The organism is Nibricoccus aquaticus (assembly GCF_002310495.1).
In the GTDB taxonomy this organism is placed as follows: domain Bacteria; phylum Verrucomicrobiota; class Verrucomicrobiia; order Opitutales; family Opitutaceae; genus Nibricoccus; species Nibricoccus aquaticus.
The window spans coordinates 3,284,569-3,297,331 of sequence record NZ_CP023344.1 but is presented as its reverse complement, the minus strand read 5'-3'; the positions used below and the strand labels follow the sequence as shown (position 1 = coordinate 3,297,331).

Genomic DNA, 12,763 nt, shown 5'->3' with positions numbered 1-12,763 from the left:
CTTTCCTCACTTTTCGTCCGCCGCCGTCCGTTCCCTGGAGCCCCTCACTCACAGGTCAGTTAAAGTCATTGTTTGTTGTTCATCGAGGCAGGCACCAGGCCGGCGGCGGACGGGAATATTTTCCACTTTTCGTCATGTCCGACCGCATCACCACCAACACCACTTCCACCGAAACCGCGCCACGCTTCTCCACAAGCCTGGCCCCCGCCGCTACCATCGCCGCCCTGGTCAACAGCTTCATGCTGACCGGCGCCGCCTTCGCGCAGGAAAAAGCCGTCGACCTCGACAAACTCTCCGTCGAAGGCACCACCGAAAAACCCATCTCCTCCCCCAAGTTCACCGCCCCCCTCGTCGACACGCCCCAGACCGTCACGGTCATTTCCTCCGAGATTTTCAATCAACAGGCCGCCACCAACCTCTCCGACGTCCTCCGCAACACCCCCGGCATCACCTTCACCGCCGGCGAAAACGGTAACGTCGCCACCGGCGACAGCTTCTTCATGCGCGGCGCCGATAGCTCCAACGCCATCTTCATCGACGGCGTCCGCGACAGCGGCAACTACAGCCGCGACACCTACAACATCGAGCAGGTCGAAATCGCCAAAGGCCCCGCCACCGAAAACGGCCGCGCCAACCCCGGCGGCTACATCAACCTCAAAACCAAGACCCCGGTCGCTGAAAGCTTCCAACGCGGCACCCTCAGCTACGGCTTCGACGAAACTGACGCCGACGCCCGTTCCCGCGCCACCCTCGACGTCAACGAACAACTCCCCGACAGCCCCTTCAAAGGCACTGCCGTCCGCGTAAACGCCCTCTGGCAGGACGGCGGCGTCGTCGGCCGCGAGATCGCCGAAAACGACCGCTGGTCCATCGCTCCTTCCCTCGCCATCGGCCTCGGCACGCCCACCCGCGTCAGCCTCGCCTACGAACACTTCCAACAAAACCGCCTCCCCGAGTTCGGCGTTCCCTCTCCCGCCATTCCCGATGTCATCGCCACCGACTTCGGTTCGCAGATCGACCCCGATAGCTTCTATGGCCTTCGCACCGACTTCGACGACGTCACCGCCGACTCCGCCACCCTTCGCGTCGAGCACGACATCCGCTCCGACCTCCGCCTGAGCAACCAGACCGTCTACCGCTTCACCGAGCGCGAAGCCCTCTACACCTCCTTCAGCGCCTACAGCATCACCCCGCCCAACCCCGTCATCACCACCCCGGTCAACGGCTCCCGCCAGTCCAACTTCCGCACCAACGAAGTCCTGGCCAACGTCACCAGCCTCTCCGCCGAATTCGCCACCGGCTCCGTCCAGCACACCCTCGCCACCGGCATCGAGTTCACCACCGAGACGGCCTACACCAAAAAATTCACCGGCCTGGGCACCGTGACCCCCGCCACCTCGATCAATCCCAACCCCGACCGCGCCCTCACCGCCTTCTCCCCCGTCCGCAACGGCGCCGCCGAGGCCCAGGTCGATACCGCCGCCCTCTTCCTCTACGACACCGCCAAGCTCAACGAGCGCTGGCAGGTCACCGGCGGCCTCCGCCTCGAAAACTACGAGACCCACACTTGGGACGTCGCCGCCCCCACCACCGCAAACCCCTCCGGCATCACCGACAAATCCGGCGACGGCACCATCGCCTCCGGCAAACTCGGCGTCGTCTACAAGCCCACCGCCGCCAGCAGCGTCTACCTCGCCTACGGCAACTCCGCCCGCCCGCCGATGAGCAACAACCTTTCCCCGGCCGCGGCAGGCACGCCCACCAACACCGGCGCCGAAAGCCCCGGAGCCAAGGAGCAACGCGCCGAAATCATCGAGCTCGGCACCAAGTGGGACTTCTTCCAGGGCAAGCTCTCCACCACCGCCGCCATCTTTAAGAGCAAAAACAAAAACGTCTCCATCGCCACCGACGCCGCCACCGGCGACCCCGCCGCCTACGGCAGCACCGAGGTCAACGGCCTCGAACTCGGCATCACCGGCAACATCACCACCGCCTGGGCCGTCTTTGCCGGCTACTCCTACCTCGACACCCAGAACAACAACCCCCTCAGCGCCACCGCCAACAACGCCGACCTCCAGTGGACGCCCAAACACTCCGGCAACCTCTGGACCACCTACGCCTTCCCCTCGAGCTTCGTCATCGGCGGCGGTATCCAGTACGTCGATTCCGTGGCCCGCCAGCTCACCACCAACCCCGCCGTCAACGCCTCCCGCCTCCCCGAATACTGGGTCGGCAGCCTGATGGCGTCCTACGAAATCACCAAGAACATCACCCTGCGCCTCAACGTGGAAAACGTCACCGACGAACTCTACGCCCGCGCCCTCAATAACGGTGGCGGCCGCGTCTACGTCGGCGCCCCCCGCTCCTACACCCTCAGCGCCGATCTAAAATTCTAAAAACCTGACGCCCCTCCCCGGCGTCATAGTTCTCTCACGGCCGCTTCGCCTCCCGCGCGAAGCGGCCATTTCCGCTTCATAAGCCCGCCATGATCCTCGCCATTCCCAACGTCCTTAACCCGCAGCAACTCGCCGACGCCAGCCGCCTCCTCGACTCCGCCGACTGGACCGACGGCGCCGCCACCGCCGGCCACCAGGCCGTCAAGGTGAAGGACAACATGCAAATCCCCGCGACCCACCCCGTCGCCAAACAGGTCGGCGAAACCATCGTCCGCGCGCTCACCCAGAATCCCCTCTTCATGTCCGCAGCCCTCCCGCTGCACTTCCTCCCGCCCATGTTCAATCGCTACACCGGCGGCCAAAACTACGGCAACCACATCGACGCCTCCATCCGCACCGTCCCCGGCACCGGCCACCGCCTCCGCACCGATCTCTCCTGCACGCTCTTCTTCGCTGAACCCTCCGAATACGACGGCGGCGAACTCATTGTCGAAGACACCTACGGCCCCAAGTCCGTCAAACTCCCCGCCGGCCACATGATCCTCTACCCCGGCACCAGCCTCCACCGCGTCACCCCGGTAACCCGCGGCACCCGCCTCTGCTCCTTTTTCTGGATACAAAGCATGATCCGCGACGACGCGAAACGCGCCCTCCTCTTCGAGCAAGACATCGCCATCCAGCGTCTCACCATCGATCACCCCGGCCACCCCTCGATCACCCAGCTCACCGGCGTCTACCACAACCTCCTCCGCCAGTGGGCCGAAATGTAAGCCCCGCCTCTTTCCCCTTCCTCGTTCTCTCAATCTTTCTCCCTCCGCCTCCGTTCTCCGCGCTCTCCGTGTCTCCGCGGTGAAATAAACCGCACCTCCATTCTAGCCTCCACTTTCCCGTGAAAACGTTCCGCAAAATCCTCTTCTGGTCCCACCTCGTCGCCGGCCTCATCTCGGGCCTGTCCATCGGCATCATGTGCTTCACCGGCACCATCCTCGCCTTCGAGCACGAGCTCGCCGACTGGTCCGAACGCGACGCCCGCAAAGTCGCCGTCCCCGCCGACACCACCCGCCTCTCCATCGCCGACCTCCAGCGCAAACTCCGCGAAACCCAGCCAGACTTCCGAGCCACCGGCCTCACCCTCCTCAACGACCCCGCCGCCGTCGTCACCTTCACCGCCGGCCGCGACGGCGCCGTATTCGCCAATCCTTACACCGGCGAATTCAAGCAACCCGCCTCCACCAAGGTCCACGACTTCATGCACCTCATGATCGACTGGCACCGCTTCCTCGGCCGCGAAGGCGAGCAACGCCCGATGGGCAAACTCATCAACGGCATCTGCAACATCGCCTTCTTCGCCCTCGCCGTCACCGGCCTCTACCTCTGGATGCCCCGCAACTGGTCCTGGCGCGGCATCAAAGCCGTCACCTTCCTCAACTTCAAAGCCTCCGGCCTCGCCCGCGATTTCAACTGGCACAACGCCATCGGCTTCTGGTCCGCTCCGATCCTCATCGTCCTCACCCTCACCGCCGTCCCCATCTCCTTCCGCTGGGGCGGCGACCTCATCTACAAAATCGCCGGAGAAGAACCGCCCCTGCGCTCCGCCGCCGGCCAGGCCGGCCCCGGCGGTCCCGCCAACGCCACCCCCGCCTTCGAAATCGTCCGCCCCTCCCCCGACGCCCGCCCGCTCCCGCAAGACACCCTCATCGCCTCTGTCCAAAAAGATTTCCCCCGCTGGGAGCAAATCACCGTCCGCACCGGCGGCGCCCAACGCGGCCAGCGTGCTGGCGCCCCGAATACAACCGCCACGTCTCCCGCTCAATCCGCGCCCGCCGCCTCAGCCCCAACCGAAAATCCCCCCGCTGCGCCCGCCCGCCCCGCGCCCCAACCCGTGACGATCATCGTCCGCGAGTCCGACTCCCTGCCGCGCACCGCGACCACCACGCTAACGCTTAATCCCTTCACCGGCGAAGTCCTCAAACGCGAAGGTTATGCCGATCTCAGCACCGCACGTCAGATCCGCTCGTGGACGCGGTACCTCCACACAGGACAAGCTCTCGGCTGGCCCGGCCAGCTCATCGCCGGACTCGCCTGCCTCGGCGGCTGCTTCCTCGTCTACACCGGCTTCGCCCTCTCCTACCGCCGCTTCTTCAAACGCCGCACCGCCGCCAAGTAGTCCTACCCGATGTAGGCGGGGTGCCCTCACCCCGCTTCTGCATCACCACTGTAAGAGCGGCTTCACGCCGCGACCTTCACTGCGTATTTCGCCACCACGCACTGACGCCAAAAACCAGCCGCCCTTTTGCGTCTTCTGCGCCTTCTGTGGCCAAGCCTGCTTCGCTCCGACCTTAGCGCCTTCGCGTCTTTGCGACTCAACAAAGACGCCGATACGCCACCGCGCTCACGCTACGCCCGCACGCGCATCCGCACGGCCCGCAGCCGCTCATCCGCCGCACGCAGATCGCCCAGGGCCTCGATGAGCCGCTCCATCCCCGGTTTGCCCAGCTCGCCAAACCCGCGCGCCTGCAAACCCTGCAACGTCTTCGCCACCGCCTCCACGCCCGCCTGCATCATCGGCGCGCTCGCCTTCTTCGCCACCGCCGAACGCTCCGGATCGAGATTCTCCAACACAAACTCCGCCAGAAAATGCGGCTGGTGCTTCGAATAAATCTCCGTCCCGAAACGAAACAGCTCCGCCTCCATCGGCTTGAACGCCGCCAGCCCGCGCTCCTCCCAAAGTCGCGACAACGCCAGCCCTTCGTCCACCGCATCCGTCGCTTCACCGATCAGTTCCTTCACATCGTCGCCCGGTTTCGCCTCGGCCAGACGCGCCGCCGCCGCCCGGCAGATCGCGTGACGCGCCTTCAACGCCACATCCGCCATCCCCGGCTGCTGCTCCTCCATGCCCGCGATCGTCTCTTTCGCCGCAAGCGCCGCCTCGCGCGCCTCAGTCATTTTTTCCGGCGAAGTAGCCAGTAAAAGCCCTGCACGATTCAACCACACGCACGCCAGCAAATGCTTCCCCTCCGGTCGCTCCAGCACGCGATGACCAGCGAGCAGCTCGATCGCGCGATCAAAACCCTTGAGCGCCTCCGCCACGCTCTCCGCTCCACCGATCGCCTGCGCCGTGATGCCGCGATTCATCCAGGCCACCGCGAGACGGTGCCTGAACCAGTCATTCTCATTGATCGGCAGCGCCTGCATCACCGGCAGCGCCGCATCATAACTCCGCAGCGCCTCCGCCAGATTCTCCGGCGAACCCAGCCGCGTCAGCGCATCCGCCCGATTCATCCACCCCGCTGCCAGCCCAAAACGAAACTGGTGATTCGGTCCCTCCGACAAACCCGTGCGCAGCTCGATGCACGCATCAAAATTTTTCACCGCCTCCGCCAGCTGCTCCGGGGCCCCCGCCGCCAGCAACGCTAGCCCGCGGTTGATCCACACATTTCCCAGATCGTCCCGACGGAATTCCTCCGAAGGCCCGGTCGCCGATGCCGCCGTCAAAACCTTCACCGCCCCGTCGTAACTCTTCAACGCCTCCGCCAGCCCCGCCTCACCGCGCGAGCGCAGCACATTCGCCCGCCCCAGTAACCCCAGCGAAAACCAACGCAATGGATCGCCCCCGTCCTTGATGAACGGCTGCAACCGGCTCAGCCCCTCGTCGAACTGCTGCACCGTCCACGCCGCCCGCGACGGATCGCCCGTCGCCGCCGACTGTTCCGCCGCCTGCAAAAATGCGAGGGCTTCGGCGATTTTCGGGTTCGGAACGGGAGCAGCGGGATTTTCCATGAAAAATGAGTGTTAGGAACAGTCCGCAAAATCAGACCCACCGTCCCGGTCAACAAACCCTTTTGCGCCCCCCACGCCCGCCACCCAAAAGCCACAGAAAAAGTGTCACGTATTACGTGACACTTCCCTCCCACCTTTCCTTGCGAATCCCCACTCTCTCCCGCCCCAAAAGTGTCACGTATTACGTGACACTTTCCCACTCCGCGCGCGGCCTTCTTCTGTTTTCCGGTGGAGGGACGACCTCCGTGTCGTCCGTTTCGCTCTGCCAACCTCACCCTCCCCGCTTCCTCAAGTCGCCCCTTCTTCAGCCCCCAAAATCCACAAATAGGTGCATAGCCACCGATCACCCACTTCCCATAGCTAAAAATAGCCAATAGCGCCTCACAATCACGCAACATGTGCATAACTTCATGCTTGCCGCTCCGCCCCGCCACGCACTCCCCTGAGCGCTTCATTTCCCGCCCGACTCCGCCGCTCCGCCTCCGATGCGCTCCGTCAACCAGCAAGCCCTCGCCCGACAGCTAAAAGTGTCCCGCACCACGGTCTCGCGCAGCCTCTCCAATCACCCCGCCATCAACGCCGACACCCGCGAACGCGTCCTGGCCGCCGCCGCCGCGTCCGGCTACCACCGCTCGCCCACCCGCTCGATCCGCCGCCCCCGCGCCGCCACGCCCCTCACCGTCGGCGTCCTCATCGGCGCCCCCCTCGTCGCCGCCGACCGCGCCACTTTCCCGCAGATCCTCCAAGGCATCCGCCACCGCGCCGCCATCGAACACCTCGCGATCGACGTCCTCTCCCTCGATCCCGCTGAGCTCAACAACGACACCGGTCGCCGCCAGCTCTTCCTCCAAATCCGCAAATCCGGCTGGCGCGGCGCCATCCTCGTGTACCCGTTTCCTCACGACGTCGTGAAGATGATCGCCCGCAAGCTCACCGTCGTCTCCGTCCTCAACGAATACCACGACACCCCGCTCGACGTCATCGACACGGACCACGGCGGCATTCGTGACCTCGTCTCCCGCCTGACCGCCCTCGGCCACAAACGCATCGGCTTCGTATCCTGGGCCTATCCCACCGGCGGCCTCTGGGCCTCGCGCCGCTTCGCCGCCTACGCCGAAGCTCTCTTCCAACACGGCCTCCCTCTCGACCCTCGCTGGACGTTCAACCTCCACGCCTCCCAGCCGCGCTACACGACGACCGATGCCCTTGCCGACGCCGTCGCCACCGCCACCCGCCGCGACAAAGTCACCGCCTGGGTCTGCGCCGCCGATCACCAGGCCTACCAGCTCATCGCCGACCTCCGCACCCGCGGCCTCCGCGTCCCGCAAGATTGCTCCATCACCGGGTTCGACGGCAACGAGCCACCCCCTGGCCTCCCCGCCCTCGCCACGCTCCGCGTCCCCAACGAAGAACTCGGAGCATCCACCGTCGCCCGCCTCGTGAGCCGCCTCCTTCAACCCCGTTCCCTCCTCCGCAAAATCCTCGTCGAAACCACCGTCATCCCCGGTGCCACCCTCGCCGCCCCGCCCGCCTGACGCCCTCATCCCCCGCTCTCCGCCTTCTTCCCCCCTACATTCCACTCTCTATCCTCTCCCCTCTTCTTCTCCCTCACTCCTCTTTCCTCCCATGAAAAAATCGAAATCCAAATCCCACTTCTCCGGCATCGACACGATCGCCTACGAAGGCCCCCGCAGCGAAAACGCCCTGTCGTTCAAGCACTATAACCCCGACGAGGTGATCGACGGCAAAACCATGTCCGAGCACCTCCGCTTCGGCATCGCCTACTGGCACGCCTTCCGCGGCACCGGCGCCGACCCGTTCGGCCCCGGCACCATTGTCCGCCCCTGGGAATCCGGCAAAGATCCCGTATCCGTCGCCAAGGTACGCATGGACGCCGCCTTCGAGTTCTTCCAAAAAATCCGCGCGCCCTTCTGGTGCTTCCACGACCGCGACATCGCCCCCGAGGGCAAGACGCTCGCCGAGTCCAACAAGTACCTCGACGCCATCGTCGCCCACGCCAAAGACCTCCAAAAAGCCACCGGCGTGAAACTCCTCTGGGGCACCGCCAACCTCTTCAGCAACCCGCGCTTCCTCGCCGGCGCCTCCACCAATCCTGACGCCCACGTCTTCGCCTACGCCGCCGCTCAGGTGAAGAAAGCCATGGAAGCCACCCTCGAACTCGGCGGCGAAAATTACGTCTTCTGGGGCGGCCGCGAAGGCTACGAGACACTCCTCAACACCAACCTCAAACGCGAACAAGACCACCTCGCGCGCTTCCTAGGCATGGCAGTCGATTACGCGAAAGAGATCGGCTTCAAAGGCCAGTTCCTCATCGAGCCCAAGCCAAAGGAGCCGACCAAGCACCAGTACGATTTCGACTGCGCCACCTGTATCGGTTTCCTCAAGACGTACGGCCTCGCCAAGCACTTCAAATTCAACATCGAGACCAACCACGCCACGCTCGCCGGCCACTCGTTCCAGCACGAGATCGAGGTCGCCGCCGCCGCCGGCATGTTGGGCTCGATCGACGCCAACACCGGCGACCCGCTCCTCGGCTGGGACACCGACCAGTTCAACACCGACGCCCGCGAGCTCACCCTCGCCATGATCCCGATCCTCAACGCCGGCGGCCTCGGCTCCGGCGGCTTCAACTTCGATGCGAAACTCCGTCGTCCGTCCATCGACCTCGACGACCTCTTCCACGCCCACATCGGCGGCATGGACGCCTACGCCCTCGCCTTCAAACTCGCCCGCAAAATCATCGCCGAAGGCAAACTCCAGAAGTTCGTCGACGACCGCTACAGCTCCTTCGACACCGGCTACGGCAAAGACATCGAGAAGGGCAAAGTCGGTTTCAAAGAGCTCGAAAAACTCGTCCTCACGAAGCTCGGCGAGCCCACGCCCAAGAGCGGCAAACAAGAGTACCTCGAAAACCTCTTCGCCCAGTACGTCGCCAACGGCGTCTAACCCTGGGAGCACCGACATCCCCGTCGGCATTGCGAGTATTTGAAATCCAAGGCGCGTCCTCACCGACGCGCCTTTTACGTGCCCCCTTTTCACTCTTCACTCTTCGCCCTTCACTTTTCCTAGGTTGCCCCCGCGCCCATCCGCGTTTCATTCCACACCATCATGGTCAAAGGCCAACGCGTCGTCTGCATCAACGACACCTTCAACGAATTCATCCGCGCGATCTACAAGCAGCTCCCGGTCAAGGGCGTCACGTACACGATCCGCGAGGTCTTTCTCGGCCGCGAGAAAGTCGTCAAAGGCGGCGACTCCGCCACCGTCGGCCTCCTCCTCGTCGAACTCACCAACCCGCCCGACCCTTTCCACGCCGGTAAACAAGAGCTCGGCTTCACCTCCGAACGCTTCGCCCCGCTCGAGGAAATCCCAGAAGAAGAAGCCGTCGCCGAAAATGAAGAAGAACTCGTCGGTGCCAGTGGCGGCAAGGGTGCCGGCTTCCTCTACGGAAACAACTGAGCGCCCGCCCCCGGGAGCGCCGGCCGCTGGCCGGCTTCCGATTTCCCAGCTCGCAGGCCCTAGCAGCACTCCTCTAGTCAGTCTATTTCCATGGTCACCGATGCAGTTCCGGGAAAAACAACGGAGCGCTCAACGCCAGGCCGTCGCCCACACTGGTGAACTCCTCGCCATCGCGGATTTTTTCTGCCCCGAAGCGCTGCTTGAACTCTGCGCGTAAACTACGAATCAGCGAAGTGCCTCCTGTTAAAAAGACCGTCTCGATGCTGCCGCGCTCGATGCGAGCGTCTGCGAGAAATTTGTCCAGATAACCAACTATGCCCGCCGTGATATCGGCTGAGATGCGATTGAACTCACTGAGCGTCATGCGCTCGTCGATCAAGATGCGGGGATGGTTGAACTGGAGTGGCGCGACGATCTTCGATGCGAGCGCTATCTTCGCCGCTTCGATCACCTGGAAAAGTGCGAAACCCTGATTCTCCTTCACCAGCGCGATGAAGCGCTCGAACGCCTCAGGGGCATCCGACGAGTGCGACAGCCGCCACAGCAGATCCAGATTCTGCGCGTTGTTCAGAAAGACGATCTGGTCCCACTGGCAGATCCGGCGGTGGAGGGCATTTGGAACTTCGATACGCTTTCCCCAGCTTTCGTACGTGGCGTCGCGTCCAAAAAGAGGCGTCAGTTTATGCCACATCGTCGCTCCGTCGTATTTGTTGCCCGCCGTCGGCAGGCCGCCCGTCGCCAGGATGTCGCTCATGCGATCCGTCAATCCCTGCCGGTGCGGGTCGAGCTGCACGACGCAAAAATCCGACGTGCCTCCGCCAAAATCGCCGACCAGCACGCGCTCAGGTTTTTGAATACGCGATTCGTAGGCAAAGGCCGCCGCGATCGGCTCATACTGGAAATGGATCTCCGTGAAGCCCGCCGCCTTTGCGGCGCGATGCAGTCGTTGTTCGGCCAGGGCATCCTCGGCCGGATCGGTGGAAAACACCGCGGGCCGCCCCATCACCACGCGTTTCACATCCTGACCGGTCACGTCATCGGCCCGCTGCTTCATCTGGTGCAGCGGAAACGCAATCAGCTCTTCGATCGTGTAGGAGTGATTATTGAACACCGTCTCCGTGAAAGTCGCGTTGGGCAGGATCGTCTTGATCGCCTGAAAAAAACGCCCGCGCATGTTGTCCGAAACATACCGCCGCTTCGCTTCATCGCCGATCACCGGAGGCTCCGCGCGCGCCGAGTACGGAAAGTACATGAACGACGACTCCACCCGAGCAATGCGAGTATCCCGCACGAGCTCGCGCTTCTTCACGTCCCAGATCGCGATGGACGAATTACTGGTGCCGAAATCGATGCCGTAGATGAAATCGCTCATGGTCGTGCAGCCCGCAATCGCCGCGTGCACCAGCGAGCAACCTCACCTGCAACGTACGGGAATGGGGCGCAGACGGCAGCGACAGATCCGATCAACCACAAGTGCGAAAGCGATGCCTTCGCTCACGCCTTGCGGTCCATCGCAGCCAGCCGGCGAGTACGGCCACGAAAAGTCACGGAGCGAACGGGTTGAAACGTCGTTCGTTTTTTATGGTGGTGAGCGGCCCGTGGCCAGGGGCGATCACGGTGTTCTCGGGCAGCTCCGACATCAGGCGGCGGAAATTCTCCACCAACCGCCGCTGGCAATAAAACGCCCCGCCCACCGAGCCCGCGAAAATCAAATCGCCCGAGATCAACAGCGACGGTGCCTGCGCCAGCTTCGGCACGCGGATGAGATAACAATTATGCGCCTCCGCATGACCTGGCGTGCGCAACACGCGCACTTCGAAATCTCCAAACGCGAGGCATGCGTCATCCGCCGGAGCCGTGAGCCCGGGCAAACGTTTGCCGACCGACGCGGGCCCGAAAACCGGCACGCGCGGGTGCTCGTTACGCAAGACCTCCAGCCCTCCCGTGTGCTCCGTCTCGGCGTGCGTCACGAACACCGCGTCCACCGACTGAATCGCCTTCGGCCAGAAGCGGCGCAGCTGCGCGTGGTCGGGACCAGTGTCGAAAAGCAGACCGTGTCCACTGCCGCACTCGGCGATGATATACGCGTTGGCCACGCCGATGCCGTGCGACATCCGCAGCGGATGCACGCAAAACGGCAGTCCGGAAATCTCCGGCAGCGGGTACGTGCGCTGCGCGAGCGCGAGCAGGCCGACTTCATTTAACGCGAGCGCCTTCGCCAGCTGACGCAGCTCTTCGGGAGAAAAATCGTAGCGGTAGTCGATAGCGTCGCGGATTTTTTCCAATGGCACACCCGCGCGCTCCGCCAGCGCCTGCTCGGAAACGCCGCAGTGGCGCATGGCTTTTTCCAGCACATCGCCCAGCTCGTCTTCCAAAGGTGCGTACTCGATGACCACGCGGTCACCTTGGCGGCCACGCGCAGCAGTAGCAAAAAAGTTTTTGTTTTTTTCCCGCGCCCTCCCACCGTCGGGCGCATGGATCAGCAGCAACAGGAAGTCCTCGACATCTTCAAACGCACACGCGCCCTCCTCGAAGGGCACTTCGTGCTCCGTTCCGGACTGCATAGCGGCCACTTTTTTCAATGCGCCCAGGTCTGTCAGGACATGGCTGCCGTCACACGCCTATCCGAGCTGCTGATCGGCAAACTCGCGGACCTGAAGTTCACGACCGTGCTGGCTCCCGCGATGGGCGGCCTCGTGCTCGGCCAGGAAGTCGCCCGCCAGACCGGCTCGCGCTACATCTTCGCCGAAAAGGAAAATAACGTCCTCGTGATGCGCCGCGGCTTCACTCTGCAACCGGGAGAAAAAGTCCTCATCGTCGAAGACGTCGTCACACGCGGCGGCCGCGTGGTGGAGTGTCTCGACATCGTCCGCAAAGCGGGCGGCACGCCTGTCGCAGTCGCGATGCTCGTCGATCGCAGCGCCGGCGTTGCACGCTTCGATGTCCCCGCGATCTCGCTGCTCGAACTTAGTTTTCCGACTTACCCGGCGGATCAAATCCCCGAAGCCCTCGCGAAAATCCCGGCAAGCAAACCAGGCAGCTGAGCGGTGCGTAGCCGCGTCACTTAAGACGCGGGGTTAACGGCGGAGAAAGAAAAACGCCGCAGC

At 63.7% G+C, this 12,763-nt stretch carries 10 protein-coding genes; 7 read left to right on the top strand and 3 right to left on the bottom strand.

What is annotated here, in order from left to right:
• Positions 1-134 precede the first annotated feature (134 nt).
• The 3 genes from CMV30_RS13130 to CMV30_RS13120 all read left to right on the top strand — a co-directional run bounded on the left by CMV30_RS13130 (position 135) and on the right by CMV30_RS13120 (position 4,563).
• Entirely contained in the window at positions 135-2,396 is a 2,262-nt protein-coding gene (locus tag CMV30_RS13130; protein ID WP_096056464.1) for a TonB-dependent siderophore receptor, read from the top strand.
• An 89-nt stretch (positions 2,397-2,485) separates the two neighbouring features.
• A complete protein-coding gene (locus CMV30_RS13125; RefSeq protein WP_096056463.1) occupies positions 2,486-3,166 on the top strand; it encodes a Fe2+-dependent dioxygenase in 681 nt (226 codons plus the stop codon).
• Positions 3,167-3,285: 119 nt separating this feature from the next.
• Positions 3,286-4,563, top strand: a complete 1,278-nt coding sequence (locus CMV30_RS13120; protein ID WP_096056462.1) for a PepSY-associated TM helix domain-containing protein — start codon at positions 3,286-3,288, stop codon at positions 4,561-4,563.
• A 230-nt stretch (positions 4,564-4,793) separates the two neighbouring features.
• Here the strand turns inward: CMV30_RS13120 and CMV30_RS13115 are convergent, their stop codons facing one another.
• The gene (locus CMV30_RS13115; protein WP_096056461.1) at positions 4,794-6,176 is read right to left on the bottom strand and encodes a hypothetical protein; all 1,383 of its coding nucleotides are present in this window, start codon (positions 6,174-6,176) and stop codon (positions 4,794-4,796) included.
• 485 nt (positions 6,177-6,661) lie between these two features.
• On the opposite strand from CMV30_RS13115, the gene CMV30_RS20800 reads away from it, so the two are divergent.
• The 3 genes from CMV30_RS20800 to CMV30_RS13100 all read left to right on the top strand — a co-directional run bounded on the left by CMV30_RS20800 (position 6,662) and on the right by CMV30_RS13100 (position 9,656).
• Positions 6,662-7,711, top strand: a complete 1,050-nt coding sequence (locus tag CMV30_RS20800) for a LacI family DNA-binding transcriptional regulator (protein ID WP_096056460.1) — start codon at positions 6,662-6,664, stop codon at positions 7,709-7,711.
• Positions 7,712-7,802: 91 nt separating this feature from the next.
• The gene (gene xylA / locus CMV30_RS13105) at positions 7,803-9,143 is read left to right on the top strand and encodes a xylose isomerase (RefSeq protein WP_096057754.1); all 1,341 of its coding nucleotides are present in this window, start codon (positions 7,803-7,805) and stop codon (positions 9,141-9,143) included.
• A gap of 162 nt (positions 9,144-9,305) precedes the next feature.
• The gene (locus CMV30_RS13100) at positions 9,306-9,656 is read left to right on the top strand and encodes a hypothetical protein (RefSeq protein WP_096056459.1); all 351 of its coding nucleotides are present in this window, start codon (positions 9,306-9,308) and stop codon (positions 9,654-9,656) included.
• A gap of 94 nt (positions 9,657-9,750) precedes the next feature.
• Here the strand turns inward: CMV30_RS13100 and CMV30_RS13095 are convergent, their stop codons facing one another.
• Both CMV30_RS13095 and CMV30_RS13090 read right to left on the bottom strand, forming a co-directional pair.
• Positions 9,751-11,028 carry an Hsp70 family protein gene (locus CMV30_RS13095; RefSeq protein ID WP_138223291.1) on the bottom strand — a complete coding sequence of 426 codons (1,278 nt, stop codon included), beginning with the start codon at positions 11,026-11,028 and terminating at the stop codon, positions 9,751-9,753.
• 172 nt (positions 11,029-11,200) lie between these two features.
• Positions 11,201-12,052 (bottom strand): MBL fold metallo-hydrolase, encoded by an 852-nt coding sequence (locus CMV30_RS13090; protein WP_096057753.1) that lies wholly within the window; start codon positions 12,050-12,052, stop codon positions 11,201-11,203.
• A 78-nt stretch (positions 12,053-12,130) separates the two neighbouring features.
• On the opposite strand from CMV30_RS13090, the gene pyrE reads away from it, so the two are divergent.
• Positions 12,131-12,700, top strand: coding sequence for an orotate phosphoribosyltransferase (gene pyrE, locus CMV30_RS13085; RefSeq protein WP_096056457.1), 570 nt, complete (start codon positions 12,131-12,133; stop codon positions 12,698-12,700).
• The last annotated feature ends 63 nt before the right edge of the window (positions 12,701-12,763 follow it).